15 protein-coding genes and 1 pseudogene are annotated in these 16,478 nt (G+C 64.8%); 8 read left to right on the top strand and 8 right to left on the bottom strand.

Translation table 11 applies throughout. From position 1 onward, the window contains the following. Positions 1-265: 265 nt before the first annotated feature. Positions 266-385: pseudogene (locus EL255_RS21670) on the top strand (His/Gly/Thr/Pro-type tRNA ligase C-terminal domain-containing protein); the annotation flags it as partial. A gap of 85 nt (positions 386-470) precedes the next feature. On the opposite strand, the gene EL255_RS03510 reads toward EL255_RS21670, so the two are convergent. The 3 genes from EL255_RS03510 to EL255_RS03500 form a co-directional block, all read right to left on the bottom strand. Further along, positions 471-1,151 carry an SDR family oxidoreductase gene (locus EL255_RS03510; protein WP_042653362.1) on the bottom strand — a complete coding sequence of 227 codons (681 nt, stop codon included), beginning with the start codon at positions 1,149-1,151 and terminating at the stop codon, positions 471-473. A gap of 54 nt (positions 1,152-1,205) precedes the next feature. Continuing rightward, entirely contained in the window at positions 1,206-1,835 is a 630-nt protein-coding gene (locus EL255_RS03505; RefSeq protein ID WP_042653378.1) for a TIGR04219 family outer membrane beta-barrel protein, read from the bottom strand. A gap of 92 nt (positions 1,836-1,927) precedes the next feature. Next, positions 1,928-2,368, bottom strand: a complete 441-nt coding sequence (locus EL255_RS03500; protein ID WP_042653361.1) for a copper chaperone PCu(A)C — start codon at positions 2,366-2,368, stop codon at positions 1,928-1,930. An 89-nt stretch (positions 2,369-2,457) separates the two neighbouring features. Here EL255_RS03500 and EL255_RS03495 point away from each other — a divergent pair, with 89 nt between their 5' ends. Then, positions 2,458-3,213, top strand: a complete 756-nt coding sequence (locus tag EL255_RS03495; protein ID WP_042653360.1) for an enoyl-CoA hydratase-related protein — start codon at positions 2,458-2,460, stop codon at positions 3,211-3,213. On the opposite strand, the gene EL255_RS03490 is transcribed toward EL255_RS03495, so the two are convergent. Continuing rightward, positions 3,206-3,634: a DUF2753 family protein gene (locus EL255_RS03490; protein ID WP_042653359.1), complete on the bottom strand. Its 429-nt coding sequence runs from the start codon at positions 3,632-3,634 to the stop codon at positions 3,206-3,208. The two genes, EL255_RS03495 and EL255_RS03490, sit on opposite strands and share 8 nt — an antisense overlap. 293 nt (positions 3,635-3,927) lie before the next feature. Between EL255_RS03490 and EL255_RS03485 the strand changes: the two genes are divergently transcribed. Beyond that, positions 3,928-4,593: a CatB-related O-acetyltransferase gene (locus EL255_RS03485; protein WP_042653358.1), complete on the top strand. Its 666-nt coding sequence runs from the start codon at positions 3,928-3,930 to the stop codon at positions 4,591-4,593. 48 nt (positions 4,594-4,641) lie between these two features. Here the strand turns inward: EL255_RS03485 and EL255_RS03480 are convergent, their stop codons facing one another. Continuing rightward, complete coding sequence (locus EL255_RS03480) at positions 4,642-5,349, bottom strand: ParB-like protein (RefSeq protein ID WP_042653357.1); 708 nt, start codon at positions 5,347-5,349, stop codon at positions 4,642-4,644. Positions 5,350-5,526: 177 nt separating this feature from the next. On the opposite strand from EL255_RS03480, the gene EL255_RS03475 reads away from it, so the two are divergent. The 4 genes from EL255_RS03475 to EL255_RS03460 all read left to right on the top strand — a co-directional run bounded on the left by EL255_RS03475 (position 5,527) and on the right by EL255_RS03460 (position 9,960). Beyond that, positions 5,527-7,131: a peptide ABC transporter substrate-binding protein gene (locus EL255_RS03475; RefSeq protein ID WP_042653356.1), complete on the top strand. Its 1,605-nt coding sequence runs from the start codon at positions 5,527-5,529 to the stop codon at positions 7,129-7,131. Positions 7,132-7,241: 110 nt separating this feature from the next. Continuing rightward, positions 7,242-7,541 carry a hypothetical protein gene (locus EL255_RS03470; RefSeq protein WP_042653355.1) on the top strand — a complete coding sequence of 100 codons (300 nt, stop codon included), beginning with the start codon at positions 7,242-7,244 and terminating at the stop codon, positions 7,539-7,541. Positions 7,542-7,855: 314 nt separating this feature from the next. Next, positions 7,856-9,172 (top strand): sphingomyelin phosphodiesterase, encoded by a 1,317-nt coding sequence (locus EL255_RS03465; protein WP_042653354.1) that lies wholly within the window; start codon positions 7,856-7,858, stop codon positions 9,170-9,172. Beyond that, positions 9,169-9,960 carry a hypothetical protein gene (locus EL255_RS03460; protein ID WP_042653353.1) on the top strand — a complete coding sequence of 264 codons (792 nt, stop codon included), beginning with the start codon at positions 9,169-9,171 and terminating at the stop codon, positions 9,958-9,960. Before EL255_RS03465 ends, EL255_RS03460 begins: the two co-directional genes overlap by 4 nt. 80 nt (positions 9,961-10,040) lie before the next feature. Here EL255_RS03460 and EL255_RS03455 read toward each other — a convergent pair whose 3' ends face one another. From EL255_RS03455 to tpx, 3 genes are all read right to left on the bottom strand, one after another. Further along, positions 10,041-11,534: an alkaline phosphatase D family protein gene (locus EL255_RS03455; protein WP_042653352.1), complete on the bottom strand. Its 1,494-nt coding sequence runs from the start codon at positions 11,532-11,534 to the stop codon at positions 10,041-10,043. Between the two features lie 100 nt (positions 11,535-11,634). After that, the gene (locus tag EL255_RS03450; RefSeq protein ID WP_042653351.1) at positions 11,635-12,855 is read right to left on the bottom strand and encodes a DEAD/DEAH box helicase; all 1,221 of its coding nucleotides are present in this window, start codon (positions 12,853-12,855) and stop codon (positions 11,635-11,637) included. 213 nt (positions 12,856-13,068) lie between these two features. Next, entirely contained in the window at positions 13,069-13,569 is a 501-nt protein-coding gene (gene tpx / locus EL255_RS03445) for a thiol peroxidase (protein ID WP_042653350.1), read from the bottom strand. A gap of 280 nt (positions 13,570-13,849) precedes the next feature. Here tpx and EL255_RS03440 point away from each other — a divergent pair, with 280 nt between their 5' ends. Further along, positions 13,850-16,348 (top strand): zinc/cadmium/mercury/lead-transporting ATPase, encoded by a 2,499-nt coding sequence (locus EL255_RS03440; protein WP_042653349.1) that lies wholly within the window; start codon positions 13,850-13,852, stop codon positions 16,346-16,348. Positions 16,349-16,478 lie beyond the last annotated feature (130 nt).

Below are 16,478 nucleotides of genomic sequence, written 5' to 3'. Positions count from 1 at the left end.
ATCTCCACCAGAAGTTAAATATGATTCTGCATGGGACTGGATATACGTTTATTATATTCTAAACATTAAATACTGGAGTAGTAAGTAGCGATAACGCATTATAAAAATCGGTGCTTTTGTCATTTCACTCTAAACATTTATTTTTACATGTTGATAATTTCTACCTTAGTTAATACATTGCATTGTCGGCCTTAAAATATATCCATCATTCCCACATCCAATTGCACAACATATTCCCCATGCCCCGCTGGCGATGCCCCAGAACATCGGCGATCGCGGCCTGGACAACGGTGTGGTGGAGTACAAGTGCCGCCGCTCCGGCGAGAAGCAGGAAGTGGCGATCGACGACATCGTCGCCCTGCTCAAGGGCAAGCCGGGTCGTTAATACCGCCGCCATGCAGCAATAAAAAAGCGCGCCAATGGCGCGCTTTTTGTTGTCTGCCTGCCGGGAAGGCGTGGCGAGGCGGGGCTTACTCGTTGCGACCGATGAAGAGATCGGTCACATGGCAGCTGCTTCTGGCTTCCAACGCATCCAACATATAGGCGGCGGCGTCTTCCGGCGTCATGAAGTTGCTCGAATCCACATGGGAGGATCCATCCCAGAACTCGCTGCGGATCCCGCTCGGATAGAGGTTCACCAGTCGCAGGGGCGAACCCTTGAGCTCGGCCCGCAAGGACTCCAGGAAGCCTCGCATGCCCCATTTGGAGGCGCAATAGAGGCTCTCGTTGGCCTTGCCGGTCTGCGCCGCGGAGGAGAGCACGTTGGCGAGCACGCCGCCCTTGCTGCCGATGAGGCGCACCGTCTGCTGGGCCACCAGTATGGTGGAGATGAGATTGCTCTCCACCACCCTGCGCACCTGCTCGGCGGTGTAGACGCCGACCGGGCCGAATTCGCCCACGCCGGCACAATGGATCACCAGATCAGGCAAACCACCCCAGGCCACGGCAGCGGAAAACGCCATCTCCACCTCTTCGTGGTGGGCCAGATCGGCGGCGATGCCGACCACCGCGTGGCCAAGCAGCCGCTCCTGCTCCTGCAGCTTCTGATAACGGCGCCCCATCATGGAGACCCGATGACCGCGCTCAACCAGTCCGATTGTCAGCGCGCGTCCGAGGCCGGAGCCTGCGCCAGTCACTATGATGTGGCCCATTATATTGTCCTCGTCACATGCCGATGATGGAGCCCATCATCATGTCCCGTCCGATCAGAAGGTGAATTCACCACCGATGAACCAGCCGTCGATGTTCTGATCGACCTTGTCGAAGTCCATCTCGGCTTCACGCCAGCCGGCACGGATCTTGAGCGGCAGGGAGGTAAACTTGTAGGAACCACCCAGACGGTAGTCGTAGTTGTCGCCATCCTGCATGCGCAGATCGCCGAAGGCGGCAAAGCCGGTCCCCGGGATGCGCACTTCACCACCGGTGTAGGCCATCAGCACGTCTTTGTCATAGGAGTAGTGCTGGGTGTTGAAGTCACCATCGTAACGACGACCGGTCAGACCCAGATCGAGCTGGAACATGTCGTTGTTCATCAGGCGGTAGTAGAGGCTCAGATCATAGGCCAGCAGATCGTTGTTGAATGCGCCGCCGCTGGTGCTGAAGTCGGTCATCTCGAGCTTGGCATTGGGCAGCAAGATGATGCCGTGCTCCAGTTGCAGGTAGCCGCTCCAGTTGTAGTTGTCGTCATAGCTGCCATCGGCATCGACACCGCTGACCTGGCCGCTCCCCTGGGAGTTCCACATGTCGGCGCCAACCGCGAAACGCCAGTCATCGGCGGCCATGGCTGCATGGCTGAACAGGGCCAGCATGCTGCCGGCAATCAAAGTCTTTTTCATCATATCGCTCCCTAATGGACTGGAAAGGCCATCATTTTACCCAGTGTTTCGGGAATACCTAGAGTAAAAAGCTGAACACGCGTCCATTAATGTCAGTGCTGCATGCCTTTCGTCGGCTCAACCGGCTTCACCGGCAGGCTCAGAGTGAGGCTCTGGCCATCGTCCAGCGTCAGGGTCAGGGGGACAGGGACGGTCTGCGAGAGGTCGCGCACCTCGAACAGCATGATGTGGAAACTGCCGGGTTTGAGGGTGACCTCGCCCTTGGCCGGGATCTGGATGCCATCGACCTGGCGCATCTTCATCACCCCGTTTTCGTGCAGATGGGTGTGCAGCTCGGCCCGTGCGGCCTCGGGGGAGGAGACGGCGGTCAGGGTCACCGGCTGGTCACCATCATTCTTGAGCACCATGAAGGCGGCCGTGTTCGGGGAGCCGGGGGGCAGCAGGCGGACATAGCCATCGACGGCCTCGACCTTGGCCAGGGCGGGGGCCGCCAGACACAGGGTCAGGATGGAGTAGAACGCACGTTTAAACATGGTTGAAATCCTTTTATGATGTTGTCAAACGAAGCGAAGCTTACCCTCAAGAGAGGGCTTTGACAGCCCCCGACAACAAGGATTCAGACATGGCCCTCACAATTCTGGCCGAGCAGCAGGATGGCTTGCTCATCCTGACCCTCAACCGGCCGGACAAGCGCAATGCCCTCAACACCGAGATGTATCTGGCCCTCACCCAGGCGCTGCAGCAGGCGGCGCTGGACGAGCGGGTCCATGTGCTGTTGTTGCAGGGGCAGCAGGATTGCTTCACCGCCGGCAACGATCTCGCCGACTTCGTCGGCAAGTCGGCTCTGGCGGCGGACGACCCCATACTGCAATTCCTGCACACCCTGGTGGATTTCCCCAAGCCCGTCATCGCCGCCGTCGCCGGCCCGGCGGTCGGCATAGGCACCACCCTGCTGCTGCACTGCGATCTGGTCTATCTGGCACAGAATGCCCGTTTGCAGCTGCCGTTCGTCGAGCTGGGGCTGGTGCCGGAGTTTGCCTCCAGCCTGCTGCTGCCCCGGGCCGTCGGCCACCTGAAGGCGGCCGAGCTGTTGCTGCTGGCGGAGGCTATCGATGCCGCGGAGGCGCTGCGGCTCGGCCTCGCCAACCGGGTGCTGGCGGTGGATGAACTGCTCCCCTTTGCCAGAGCACAAGGGCTGAAGCTGGCGGCCAAGCCGCCGAAGGCGCTGCAGAAGAGCAAGGCCCTGCTCAGGCAGGAGCTCAAGCAGGCGGTGCATTTCGTCATCGATCTGGAGGCCCGCGCCTTCTCCCTCGCCCTGCAGGGGGAAGAGGCCCAGGAACGCATCGCCCACAAGCTCAGGCGCACAGCCGCTAGTTGAGGCGGAAGCGGCCGATCAGCTCGCAGCCCTGCACCTTGTCCTGCAGCTGGATCAGCCTGGCGATCTCGGGATTGGGGTGGCGCTTGAGGAAGGAGAGCAGGGCGGCGCGACAGCAGCCCAGCTCGCTGATCAGGCTCTCGCACTCGCGGTTGGGACATTGCGGCACCAGGGCGGTGACCAGTTCGGAGGCGAGCTTGAGGTAACGCAGCTCGTAGGCGGGCTCTTCCATGGCGCGCCAGAAATCGGCCAGCCGGTGACAGGTGGCGACCCGCATGCTGGCCAGTTCGTCCAGATCGCCGGACGCCAGCTCATACACCTCGCCAAGGGCCTGCTGATAGAGGCAGATGGCCGCCCCCAGTGCCCCCTTGCCGAGGGCATTCTCCGCCTCCAGCATGTAACGCTGCCAGTTCTGATTCGTCATCTTCCTCTCCTCTACCTACATGAGTGGAGCCTGTATCATGGCCAATTGAGAATAAATATCAACCAGACCCTTTGTGCAGGTTTTGACCACCTCTGCCCCATCGACTTGGCATCGCCCTCCCCATCCCTTACCATCTGGCCTCTTCTGTCGGGAGCCCCTTCCTCATGCAAAAAACCCGTTCATCCCAGGCGCTGGGCTGCTCCATCCTGTGCGTGCCCCGCCTGCTGGTCTGGATCTATTAGCTGCGCCGACTCGCGCATCCAATCCCGATCCATTCAACGAGGAACACAGCAATGACCATCTGCCAACACTGGTCGCAGGTCGAATACCTGCATCTGACGGTGACCAATCCCAACATCTGCCTCAAGGGGCGACACAGCTACTACTCGGGAGCCTGGGACGGCCCCTTCGAAGAGGAAGTCGTGCGCTACCTGCACGGCGACCGCTGGAGCCGCTCCGCCGACACCGGCTGGGAGCCGATCTGGCACATAGACCGGCTCCATCTAGGCGACTATGTGCAGATCGCCGCCGGGGTGAAGATCATCATGGGCGGCAACCACACCCACAACCCGGCCTTCATCAGCACCTATCCCTTCGCCACCCCGGAGGCCCTGCAACGCAGCTATAGACCCGCCGGCGATACCCGCATCGGCAATGACGTCTGGATCGGCATGGAAGCCATGATCATGCCGGGCGTCACCATAGGGGATGGCGCCATCATCGCCGCCCGCAGCCTGGTCACCCGGGATGTGCCGCCCTATTGCGTGGTGGCCGGCTCCCCCGCCAGAGTGATCCGCCAGCGCTTCCCCCAGGACGAGATAACCCGGTTGCTGGCGCTGGCCTGGTGGGATTGGCCGGATGAGCAGGTGCAGGCCCTGCTACCGCTGATCCAGCAAGGAGAGGTGGCGCTGCTGGAACAAGCCGCCGCCCGCTGGCAGGATGCCAGCCAGGGAGAATAGATGCGGGGCGCCCAGGCGCCCCGCATCAGTCCCATTCTTGCCCCTGATTCAGCTGCCACTGCGCGGCGGGTTGAGGCGACACTGCTTGCCGGGATAGCCCGGCAAGCCCTTGGCCTTGTCATTGCACGCCAGCCGCTTGGCCTGGGCGAGGCGATCCGCCAGGTTGGCGGCATTGACCGGCAGCCAGTCCATCTGCTGGCCGAGCCAGCTGGCCCAGGCAAACTCGACGAAGTAGACCTGATCCTTCTTGCTGAAATAGCCCGCATCCTGCAGCAGGCCCGCCAGGGTTCGGTAGGGGTAATCCGGCAGCTCGCCGATGTGCCTCGGCAACTGCTGCGGGGTCAGCGGCTGGCCCTGCTCATCCTTCAGCCAGGCCCAGTGGTGATTCTGCATCTGGCTCCAGAAGCTGGCCTTGTCCTGCAGCCGGGCGATCACCTTGACCCGCGCCCGCTTCACCCCCTGCTGCCACAGCGCCTTGCTCAGGTGGTGCCGGTCCACCAGCCAGTAGCCGCCATCGGGGGCGATGACGACGGGGATCTCCTTCTTCTTCATCAACTTGTCGAGCTGCTCTGCACTCTTGTCGGCCAGCTCGGCCTGGGTGCTGTCGACCTGTATCTGGCCCACACCGCCCTGGGTCGGGTGCAGCTGATCCAGACTGACCTCGCACCAGCTGCCCACCTGGCTGGTGCGCTCGCAGGGCGCCAGCGCCCAGGCACCCTGGCTCAGTAGGCAAGCCAGCAACATCCATGCTCTCATCGTTCACTCCTCTTCCCGCGCGCGGCGCGGGGACAAATAAGGCGCCATGAGGCCCCGGATATCAGGGGACTCAGGCTGGCGGTCTGACCAGCAAAGGGGATATCATAATTTCCCATCTGGCGGCGATCATTTCTCGCCGAGTTTTCTCCCCGCTTCACACAATTTGAAGGATCAACCATGAAAGGATGGAGTCCCCTGCTGGCCCTGCTTGGCGCCGCCTGTGTCCAGGCCGCCGATGTTCCCCCCGGCACCCAACTCGCCGCTGAGCAGGCGGTCGTGCGTCATCTCAAGGACGAGCCGACCAGCCTGAGCCCGCTCAAGCTGGTCGGTCTGCCCGAGCTGCAGGTGCTGCGGGATCTCTACGAGGGGTTGCTGACCCAGGGGCCGGATGGCAAGGTATTGCCCGGGGTCGCCGAACGCTGGGAGAGCGAGGATAACCAGCAGTTTACGTTCCATCTGCGACCGGATGCGCGCTGGTCCAACGGGGATCCGGTGCGGGCCGCCGACTTCGTCTACGGCTGGCGCAAGCTGGTGGATCCCAAGGAGGCCGCCACCTTCGCCTGGTTCGCCCAGCTGGCCCACTTCACCAACGTGGACGAGATAGTGGCGGGCAAGCTGGCTCCCGAGGCACTCGGGGTGGAGGCGCTCGACGACCACACCCTGAGGGTCAGGCTCTCCCAGCCGGTGCCCTACTTCCTGAGCCTGCTGACCCACCCCAGCCTGTCGCCGCTGCACCGAGCCAGCATGGAGCAATATGGCAACCAGTGGACCCAGCCGGGCAAGCTGGTCGGCAACGGCGCCTTCGTGCTGAGTCACCGGGTGGTGAACGAGAAGCTGGAGCTGACCCCGAACCCCTACTACTGGGATCGCGCCCACACAGTGCTGACCAGGGTTACCTTCGTGCCCATCAACCAGGAGAGCGCCGCCACCAAGCGCTACCTGGCGGGCGATCTGCAGATCACCGAATCCTTCCCCAAGGAGCTGTACCAGAAGCTGATGAAGCAGATCCCGGGGGAGGTCTATACCCCGGAGCAGCTCGGCACCTACTACTACGCCTTCAACACCCAGCAGGCGCCGCTGAACGATGTGCGGGTGCGCAAGGCGCTCTCCTACAGCATCGATCGGGGGCTGATCGCCAACAAGGTGCTGGGCACCGGCGAGAAGCCGGCCTATCACTTCACCCCGGACGTGACCGCGGGCTTTGAGCCCGCCGCCAACCTGCTCTCCAGCAGCAGCCAGCGCGAGCTGGACGAGAAGGCCAGGGCCTTGCTGAAAGAGGCGGGCTACGGCCCGACCAGGCCACTCAAGCTGACCCTGCTCTACAACACGGCGGAGATCCACAAGAAGATGGCGCTGGCCATCGCCAGCCTGTGGAAGCAGAAACTGGGGGCCCAGGTCGAGCTCACCAATCAGGAGTGGAAGACCTATCTCGACAGCCGCCAGAGCGGCCAGTTCGAGGTGATCCGCTCCTCCTGGGTGGCCGATTACAACGATCCTTCCGCCTTCCTCGGCCTGTGGGGCTCTCATCACAGCGGTAACATGGCCCGCTTCGCCAACGCCCGCTACGACGAGCTGCTGGCCCTGGCGGCCAGGAGCCAGGATGAGCGCGAGCGGGCCCGGCTGTTCGATGAGGCCGAGACCATACTGCTGGATGAGGCGCCGATCGCCCCCATCTACCAGTACACCAATGCCCGGCTGATCAAGCCCTGGCTCAAGGGCTACCCCATCAACAATCCGGAAGACGTGGCCTACAGCCGCCAGCTCTACCTCATCAAGCACTGATACGGAACGGGGCCAGCCCGACTGGCCCCATTTCGGCATTGTCCCGATCCCCGCTCTCGGCATAAAATGCCGCCATCCTGACTCCAGCCGGCCACCCGTCCCCATCCGTAATGCGTGTTCTCCTCCTGCTTGCCCTGTGCGGCGCCCTGCCCGTCCAGGCGGCCAATGAAGCCGAATGCCGACAGGCCTTCACCGAATGGATGCTGGATCAGCAACAGCAGTTCAGCGATCGCAAGGCCAGCAAGATGGAGCGGCGCAAGGCCGAGCGTGCCATCGATCAGGTGCGCGAGGAGTTCGCCAAGCGGGAGAGCTTCTGCCAGGCCATGGCCTGGGTCGCCCGCGATCAGGACAGGGATCCCCGCTTCAACCCGAGGGCCGGCGAGATCCACGACTTCAGCCAGGTGCGCTAAGCCCCGGCCCGCGACCAGTTCCCTCCGTCGCGACAGCGGCTGCTAACCCTCTCCCGCCAGCGTCCCCCTTTTAGCCATAGAACCAATACCTGAGTCGGCTCCTGCCGACTCGTCCATGACCTTAACGCGCCCTTCGCCTCCCTGAGCCCCCGACCACACCAGCGCCCCTCCCCGCACCGTTCACTCCCCTCCATAAATCCCACTCTACCCATATGGGGCCTTTCATTTACTTGTAACAAAAATGTAAATGAAATGACCTCTATGCCCGCCATAACAGTCAGTTTCCACCGTGCCTCAACCAAAAGGACTTCATGATGCACAAGACCCTGAGTTACTCCGCCCTGCTGCTGGCCTGCCAGTTGCCGTTGCAGGCGCTGGCCGATACCGACGTCTACCTCACCAACAACGGCCCCGAGCCCTTGCAGCTGGAGATCCGCCAGAGCGGCAGCGGCCAGTTGCAGCCGGGCAGCCAGTGGACTCAGCACAGGACAGAGCTGGGCCCCTGGGAGAGCGCCATGGTGCTCAGCTTCAATCGCTACGAGGGGGTGAAGGCGGGCAAAAACTATCTGTTCGAGACCCGTGTCACCACCGCCGGCGGCGACACCTATCGCCTCAACCAGCTGATGGAGGGTACCTGGTGGAACACCACACTGCAGCACGGCGGTGAGACGCCGACCGCCAGCTCCGGCTGGCAGAGCGATCGCGTCCTGCATCGCACCCAAGGCCCGCAGGAGCTGGCCTTCGCCGCCAAGTACACCGGCCGTTACGACGATCTGCACTATATGCTGACCCCCGCCCGGCAAGAGGAACAGCCGGAGCCGGCGGAGGACAAGCTCAAGGTGGCCAGCTACAACGTCTGGGCCCTGCCGGTGATCGCCTCCAGCATCGGCGAGCGGCTGACCCTGCTGCCCGACTATCTCAAGGGCTATGACGCCCTGCTGCTGCAGGAGGTGTTCGATGGCCGGCGCGAGGGCTTCCTGCAGGCGCTGGCGAAGGAGTATCCCTACCAGACCAAGGTGCTCGACAAGCCGGGGATCAACATCCACGACGGCGGCGTGGTGATCGTCAGCCGCTACCCCATAGTGCGCGAGGCCCAGCTGGTCTATCCCCAGTGCACCGGCACCGACTGCTTCGCCGACAAGGGGGTGATGTACGCCGAGGTGATCAAGGGCGGCAAGGCCTGGCACCTGTTCGCCACCCACACCGCCAGCTTCGACACCGACGAGGCGAGGCGGCTGCGCCAGATCCAGTTCGGCCAGATCCGCAGCCTGGCCACCAGCCTCAAGATCCCGGCCACGGACACCGTCATCTACGGCGGCGACTTCAACGTCAACAAGCGCAAGTTCGCCGACGACTACGCCAACATGCTGGCCAATCTGAACGCCCATGCCCCCGCCTATGGCGGCTACACCGAGGCCACCTTCGATCCCAGGCTCAATCCCTACGCTGGCGGGCCCCTCTCCGGCGGTGCCAACGTCGAGTACCTGGACTATCTGCTGGTGAGCCGGGAGTACGGCGCCGCCAGCCACAACCTCAACAGCGTCTGGATCCCGCGCAGCAGCGATGGCAGCCTCTGGCCCGCCAGCAACCTCTCCGATCACTTCCCGGTCAAGGGAGAGATAGCCCGATGAAACGCCGCCACGGGATCCTGGCCCTGGCGGTCCTCTCGCTGTTGCTGCTCACGCTCGGCCGGCAGGATGAGTCCGGATCGGCGGCGGCAGCCTCCCAAGCAGGGACGCCGCCGAGTGCCAGCCCGCCGCAGCCCGTTCAGCCGGGGGTCGCCGCACATGACGCCACCGCCACCGCGGCCACTGGCGCCACCAAGGCACCCCAGAGCTGGCGCGCCATGCCGGAGGGGATGAGCCAGCAGCTCGCCGGTGACATCGCCGACAGCGATCAGCCGCTGGTCGAGCGGCTGGCCAATCTGGCCGGCGTGGAGTCGCAGTGGCTGAGCGAGGGGGAGAGCCTGACCCTGTTGCAGGGGCGCTACGCCGAGGCGCTGGCGCAGCTGGCCAGCGATGGCGAACAGCTGACCCTGGCCGAGCGGCTGGCCGCCCTGACCCGGCTGCAGGATGAGTGGGCGGCGCAATACCCGGATCTGGCGGCGGATCTGTTCAACCCGGATGCCCGCCTGCAGCAGGCGCGTCAGCTATGGGGGGACGAGGAGCTGGAGACCCTGGCGCGCCACTTCCTGCCCGCCGGGCGGGCCGAGGCCAGCCTGGCCTTCGCCGGGGCGCGCCAGCAGCAGCTGGATCAACGCAGCCGCTATCAGCTGCAGCTGGCCGAGCTGGAACAGCAACTCGCGGCCAGTCAGGGCGCCATGGACGACGAGCGCTGGCAGCAGCACAGGGAGCAGGTGCTTGGCCAGTTCAGGCGCGACTTCTTCGTCCAGGAGCAGGGCAGGCCCCGAACGGATTGACGCCAGGCTGACATCACGGTCCGGCACGCAGCAGACACGAAAAAGGGCCCGTTACGGGCCCTTTTTATTGCTCAATCGCCTCAGGCCAGCGGGTAGCTGGCCGCCAGCCCGTTCTCGCAATGCCAGTTGGCCCACAGCTTGTCATCGCTGCCCATCTGCAGGGTGGCGAAGTTGCGGGTGCGCAGGTAGAGGGTGGCGCCGAACGGCTTGATCAGCTCGGTGCGGATCAGCCGGCTCTCGTCGAGATACTCGGGCTCATCGTTGGTCATGGCGAGGATCCCCATCCACTGGAACTGGGTCGGGCAGGGATGCACTATGCCGGAGGAGACCAGCTGATGCACATTCATCACCCCCTTGCCCACCCGCCTGTCCTGAATGACCCCGAGGCAACCCACGTGCACATCCCCCGACAGGATCAGGGTTCTGGACGCCCCCTTGTCGGCCTTGCGCCGCTGCTGGGCGTTGTCCAGCAGCCGCATGATGAGGCGGGCCCGCTCCCCCTCGTGCGCCTTGGCGCGCCAGTGATCCTTGAGATCGTCGGTCAGCTCCTCCTCCCAGGGGGTGGCATCCAGCGCCGCCTCGGTGAAGGCGAAGTCCCGATAGACCACCGGCACCCCCGCCATCACCAGCAGGTGCCCCTCGCTGCAAGCGGCCAGCGCCCCATTGACCTGATCCCACTGCCCCCGGCTCATCACCTGGCTCTGGCTGCGGGTCGCCCTGTTGTCCAGCGCCAGGATCTGATAGCCCCTAAAGGTCAGCCGCCAGGAGTGGTGACTCAGGTTCACCGGATCCAGCAAGGATCCATTGGCGCCGGAGCGCAGCTGGAACAGCCGGAAATACTTGGCGGCGGCGGCATAGATGGCCTGGTAGACCTCGCAGCCCTGCAAGTCGGCGGGGTAGCTGCCCCAGCCATCGAAGATGTCGTGATCGTCCCACATCATGGCATTGGGCACCCGGGCCAGCATGCGCGCCACCTCGGGGCGGCCCCACTGCTTGCAGTAGAGCTCGCAATAGAAACGATCGATCTGCTCCTCCATGGTGCGGGTCGCCTTGCGTTTGACCTTCTCGGTTCTGTCCAGCTCGTTCCAGGCCTTCAGGGTCGGCACCGTGGTCCAGAGAGAATCGGCATAGACCTGATCCCCCCCCATCAGCAGCAGAGAGAAGGGATGCGCCTGGTGTTCAGCGGCAAGCTTGTCCCACATGGCGTAGGGCTGGGGGGTGGAGGTGAGCAGCTTGAAGTCGGAGAAACCGTTGCAGGAGGCATAGCCAATCAGCACCTGATCTTTCAGGCCCGGCAGATGAAACTGCCACTGCTCAGCCCCGGCCAGATCCTGGGCGGGCACCCCATCCAGCAGGATCTCGTAGCCGATGGTGCCGGTCTTGGCCTTGGCGGGGGCCGACCAGAGCGCTCGCCAGAAGCCGCCTTTGGGGGTATCCGCCTGCTTGCTGGCGGCCAGCAGCTTGCCATTGACTCTGACGTCAGCCGCCTTGCAGTCCGCTCCCGCCAGAAAACAGATGCTGTATTGTGTGTCGGATTCGAGCCCCAGCAGGGGGCCCATTACCAAAGTCGTCATCGCTTATCCCTCCATGATTTCACCCATGCAGCATAGCGAAACAGGCGTCCTTTGATACTGACCAGCTGGGAGGCGCTATCTCAGGCGGCGGCGAGCGACATCACGCCTTGCCCTTGAACTGCTTGACGCTGCGCTTGTTGGCGGTGCGGCGATTCGCCTGCTTGTCTCTGGGGGCGCGCTTGCCCTCCCCGCTGGCGGGCTGGTCGGTCACCGGGAAGCCGGCCAGTTCGGCCAGCGCCAGCTCACGGCCGGTCAGGGTGCGGATGGCGGCGAGGGTCTCGGTCTCGCCGTGGCAGACCAGGGACATGGCGAGCCCCTTGCGCCCGGCGCGGGCGGTGCGGCCGATGCGATGCACATAGACGGGGGCGCTGGCGGGCAGGTCCAGGTTGATCACCACGGGCAGCGCCTCCACATGGATGCCACGCGCCATCAGGTCCGTGGCCACCAGCACCCGTACCTTGCCCGCCTTAAAGTCGGCAAGCGCCTGCTCCCGCACCGCCTGATCCTTGTCCCCATGCAGGGCCGCCACCGCTATACCCGCCTTGGCGAGCTTCCTGGCCACCCCGTCGGCATCGTCCCTGGCGCTGATAAACACCAGCACCTGAGGCCAATCCTGCTCCTTGAGCAAGCCGATCAGCGCCGGCACCTTGCCGCTCTTGTTGACCAGATAGAGCCGCTCCTCGATCTCGCTCACCAGGCCGTTGAGCGGATCCGCCTCGATGCGCACCGGGTTCGTCAGCAGACCGGTGGCCAGGCTCTCCAGCTCGGTTGGCAGGGTGGCGGAGAACAGCAGGTTCTGCCGCTGCGCAGGCATGGCGTTCATCAGCCACTGGATATCGGGCCAGAAGCCCATCTCCAGCAGGCGATCCGCCTCATCCAGCACCAGCGCACGCAGGTTGCTCAACCCCAGCAAGCGCTGGGCCAGCAAGTCGCGCAGCCGCCCCGGGGTCGCCACCAGCAGTTGCGGCCCCAGCGCCAGCTCGGCCTGTTGCTGCTCCTGCGCCACCCCGCCACACAGGGTCAGGACACGCAGCCCCAGCGCCTCGGCACCTCCCTGCAGCGCGGCGCTCACCTGGGTGGCCAGCTCGCGGGTCGGCACCAGCACCAGCCCCTGCACCCGATCGGAGGTCGAGTCCAGCCGTTGCAGCAACGGCAGACCGAACGCCAGGGTCTTGCCGCTGCCGGTCTGGGCCAGCGCCAGCAGATCCTGCCCCGCCAGCGCCACCGGAATGGCTAGTTGCTGGATGCGGGTCGGGGTATGCAAGTCGGCAGGCAGGGCGGCCAGCAGGGCGGGAGCTAGGGCGAGTTCGTTAAAGGTCATGGGCTAGGCAGGTATCGGCTGAATAAGAAGTGGGAGGCGAAGTCTAGCCAGACTGCCCTGATAAGTAAAAGGATGGTGCCGACTCCGGCGCCGCCAAGGATTGTGGGGGGCAGGATAAAGAAACGGGGGTGAACTCCCCGCGCCAGAAATAAAAACGGCCTGCGCCTGTGTTGAAACAGGGCAGGCCGTCGGGCAATCAGGGTGCTTACGAGATTACAGCACGGCCAGGGCGGCGGCGTAGTTCGGCTCGTCGGCGACTTCGGCTACCAGCTCGCTGTGCAGCACCTTGTTGTGCTCATCCAGCACGACGATGGCACGGGCGGCCAGGCCAACCAGCGGACCGGAGGAGAAGGCCACGCCGTAATCCTGCAGGAAGGAGACGCCACGCATGGTGGACAGGCTCACGACCTTGTCCAGGCCTTCGGCGCCGCAGAAGCGGGACTGGGCGAACGGCAGATCGGCGGAGATGCACAGCACCACGGCGTTGTTCAGGGCGCTGGCCTGCTCGTTGAACTTGCGCACAGAGGTGGCGCAGGTCGGCGTATCGACGCTCGGGAAGATGTTCAGGATCTTGCGCTGACCGGCGTAGTCCGCCAGGGTCACATCGGACAGATCCTTGGCAACCAGGGAGAAGGCCTTGGCCTGCTCACCGGCGACGGGGAGGTGACCGGAAACGGAGACGGGGTTGCCTTGCAGGGTGACGGTATTGCTCATGTTGTGTCCTCTAATTATCTAAGGGGGATCCAGGCTCCCAGTATAGGCCCAGCCGGACGGGACAAACACCCGCCAATAAGAGGGATATGTCCCGTTCGGCTCAAGTCGACTTACCCTCACCACAATAAGAGCGGGATATATCCTCATCCCCTGACTGACAAACCGCCTCCCGAACAAGAGGGGAGATTAGGGCTTGACCTTGGACTAAGCACCAAGGTTTACACTCCCCTCAGTTTTCAGCGCTCCCGCACCGACGGGATCCACTCAAGAGGGATTCACCATGAGCAAATCCTGCTGTAATCATCAGCACGCCGCAGCCCCCATCAAGGCCGTCAACAAGGCCGTAAATAGGGCAGACACCGGCCAGGCCCAGCATCGGCACGACAGCCACTGCTGCGACCAGGTCGCGCCGGTCAGCGCCTGCGCCAGCCCGGCCCCCCATGATCATCAGGATAAGGGGGGGAACGAATCGCCCGGGGATGACGAGCCCCCCCGAGGAGGCTGTCACGGCCAGGGCTGCTGCAGCCCGTCCCCCTCCCACGACCATGACCATGAGCATGAGCATGAGCATGAGCATGAGCATCATGCCGAAGCGGCCGAGGCGAGCGAGCCCTTGGGCGCGCCGGAGCAGCACAGTCGCCGCCACAGCTGGCAGGTGCTGGGGATGGATTGCCCCAGCTGCGCCCGCAAGATAGAGACCGCCGTCAGCCGGGTCCCTGGCGTGCAGCAGGCACGGGTGCTGTTTGCCACCGAGAAGCTGGTGGTGGATCTCGCCCCCGAGCTCTCCCCCGATCCCGTCACAGCCGCCGTGCTGGCCGCAGGCTTCCGGCTCAAGGGCGAGACCCGGGGCAAGACGGCCGAAACCCACCGCAGCCCGGTGATGAGCCTGCTCGGCAACTTATTTGGCAAATATGGGCAACCCCTCTCCCTGGCCGCCCTGATGCTGGTGGCCGCCCTGCTGCCGGCCCAGATCGGCCAGCCGCTGTTTATCCTGGCGACCCTGTGGGGACTCTGGCCCGTCGCCCGCAAGGCCTGGGCCCTGACCAGAAGCGGCTCCCCCTTCGCCATCGAGACCCTGATGACGGTGGCGGCGCTCGGCGCCCTCTTCCTCGGCGAGACCGCCGAGGCGGCCATGGTGCTGCTGCTGTTCATGCTGGGGGAGCACCTGGAGGCCTATGCCGCCGGCCGCGCCCGCGCCGGCGTCACCGCCCTGATGGCGCTGGTGCCCGACAAGGCGCTGCGCATTCGCACCACGACACAGGGTGAGGAACGGGAGGAGGTCGCGGCCGACGAGCTGCGCCCCGGCGACATCATAGAGATAGCCCCCGGCGCCCGCCTGCCGGCGGATGCCCGCCTGCTGGACGCCCTCGGGGCCTTTGATGAGAGCGCCCTGACCGGTGAATCCATCCCGGTGGAGCGCCGTCAGGGCGACAAGGTGCCCGCCGGCAGCCTGGCGGCGGATCGGGTGCTGCGCCTGGAGGTGGTCTCCGAGCCCGGCAACAACGCCATCGACCGCATACTGCACCTGATCGAGGAGGCCGAGACCCAGCGCGCGCCCATAGAGCGCTTCATCGACCGCTTCAGCCGCTGGTACACCCCGGCCATGATGCTGGTCGCCCTGCTGGTGGTGATAGTGCCGCCGCTCGCCTTCGGCCAGAGCTGGGACGAGTGGATCTACCGCGGGCTGGCGCTGCTGCTCATCGGCTGCCCCTGCGCCCTGGTGATCTCCACTCCGGCGGCGGTGACCTCCGCCCTGGCGGCGGCGACCCGGCAAGGGGCCCTGATCAAGGGGGGCGCGGCACTGGAGCGGCTGGCCCACGTGGACACGGTCGCCTTCGACAAGACCGGCACCCTGACCCTGGGCAAGCCGCAGCTGACCGAGCTGATAAGCCTGGATGGCCGACCAGAGGCCGAGCTGCTGGCGCTGGCCGCCGCCATCGAGCAGGGCTCCCATCACCCGCTGGCCAAGGCCGTGGTGGCCGCCGCCAGCGAGCAGGGGCTGACCCTGGCCGCGGCAAGCGAACTGCGTGCCCTGCCGGGCATGGGGGTGGAGGGACTCATCGACGGCGCCCTCTGGCAACTGCTGGCCCCGAGCCGGATCCCGAGCCTAGATGAGGCCATCAACCAGCAAGTCAGCCGCCTGGAGGCACAGGGCAAGACGGTGGTGGTGCTCTGTCAGGCACCCTCACCCCACCCTCTCCCAGAGGGAGAGGGAACTGCTCTCACCACACCGGTCGCTCTGTTGGCGCTGCGCGACCAGATCCGGCCAGACGCCGCCGCGGCGCTGCAGGAGCTGAGGGCGCTGGGGCTGCAGAGCATCATGCTGACCGGGGACAACCCCCGCGCCGCCGAGGCCATTGCCACCGAGCTCGGCATGGGCTGGCGCGCCAGCCTGCTGCCGGAGGGCAAGGTGGAGGAGATCGCCAAGCTGGCCGAGCACCGCAAGGTGGCCATGATAGGGGATGGCATCAACGACGCCCCCGCCATGAAGCGGGCCAGCATAGGCATCGCCATGGGCGGCGGCACCGACGTGGCGCTGGAGACCGCCGATGCGGCCCTGACCCACAACCAGCTCGGTGGCCTCGCCGCCATGATCCGGCTGTCGCGCTCGGCGCTCGCCAACATCCACCAGAACATAGCGCTGGCGCTGGGGCTCAAGGCCATCTTCCTGGTCACCAGCCTGCTCGGCATCACCGGGCTCTGGATAGCGGTGCTGGCCGATACCGGCGCCACCGCCCTGGTCACCGCCAACGCCCTGCGGCTGCTGCGCAAGCGCTGATCCTCGGCTCCGGCCACACACCAAAAGCCGTCACCCCGGGGTGACGGCTTTTCTCTTTCCCCCTCCCCCTGGCACCAGCGAAGCAGAACCTGCAAAGAAAAAGCGCGGCTGCCCTCTGGCAGTCGCGCTT

It is taken from the genome of Aeromonas encheleia, from assembly GCF_900637545.1.
In the GTDB taxonomy this organism is placed as follows: Bacteria; Pseudomonadota; Gammaproteobacteria; order Enterobacterales; family Aeromonadaceae; genus Aeromonas; species Aeromonas encheleia.
Note: the sequence above shows the minus strand (reverse complement) of the source record. Positions and strands in the feature narration are given on the sequence as shown.

What these genes read in the sequence shown, in the direction of transcription:
- EL255_RS03510 (WP_042653362.1), bottom strand. Translation starts at nt 1,151, where the DNA reads ATGGGCCACATCATAGTGACTGGCGCAGGCTCCGGCCTCGGACGCGCG.
- EL255_RS03505 (WP_042653378.1), bottom strand. Translation starts at nt 1,835, where the DNA reads ATGAAAAAGACTTTGATTGCCGGCAGCATGCTGGCCCTGTTCAGCCAT.
- EL255_RS03500 (WP_042653361.1), bottom strand. Translation starts at nt 2,368, where the DNA reads ATGTTTAAACGTGCGTTCTACTCCATCCTGACCCTGTGTCTGGCGGCC.
- EL255_RS03495 (WP_042653360.1), top strand. Translation starts at nt 2,458, where the DNA reads ATGGCCCTCACAATTCTGGCCGAGCAGCAGGATGGCTTGCTCATCCTG.
- EL255_RS03490 (WP_042653359.1), bottom strand. Translation starts at nt 3,634, where the DNA reads ATGACGAATCAGAACTGGCAGCGTTACATGCTGGAGGCGGAGAATGCC.
- EL255_RS03485 (WP_042653358.1), top strand. Translation starts at nt 3,928, where the DNA reads ATGACCATCTGCCAACACTGGTCGCAGGTCGAATACCTGCATCTGACG.
- EL255_RS03480 (WP_042653357.1), bottom strand. Translation starts at nt 5,349, where the DNA reads ATGAGAGCATGGATGTTGCTGGCTTGCCTACTGAGCCAGGGTGCCTGG.
- EL255_RS03475 (WP_042653356.1), top strand. Translation starts at nt 5,527, where the DNA reads ATGAAAGGATGGAGTCCCCTGCTGGCCCTGCTTGGCGCCGCCTGTGTC.
- EL255_RS03470 (WP_042653355.1), top strand. Translation starts at nt 7,242, where the DNA reads ATGCGTGTTCTCCTCCTGCTTGCCCTGTGCGGCGCCCTGCCCGTCCAG.
- EL255_RS03465 (WP_042653354.1), top strand. Translation starts at nt 7,856, where the DNA reads ATGCACAAGACCCTGAGTTACTCCGCCCTGCTGCTGGCCTGCCAGTTG.
- EL255_RS03460 (WP_042653353.1), top strand. Translation starts at nt 9,169, where the DNA reads ATGAAACGCCGCCACGGGATCCTGGCCCTGGCGGTCCTCTCGCTGTTG.
- EL255_RS03455 (WP_042653352.1), bottom strand. Translation starts at nt 11,534, where the DNA reads ATGACGACTTTGGTAATGGGCCCCCTGCTGGGGCTCGAATCCGACACA.
- EL255_RS03450 (WP_042653351.1), bottom strand. Translation starts at nt 12,855, where the DNA reads ATGACCTTTAACGAACTCGCCCTAGCTCCCGCCCTGCTGGCCGCCCTG.
- tpx (WP_042653350.1), bottom strand. Translation starts at nt 13,569, where the DNA reads ATGAGCAATACCGTCACCCTGCAAGGCAACCCCGTCTCCGTTTCCGGT.
- EL255_RS03440 (WP_042653349.1), top strand. Translation starts at nt 13,850, where the DNA reads ATGAGCAAATCCTGCTGTAATCATCAGCACGCCGCAGCCCCCATCAAG.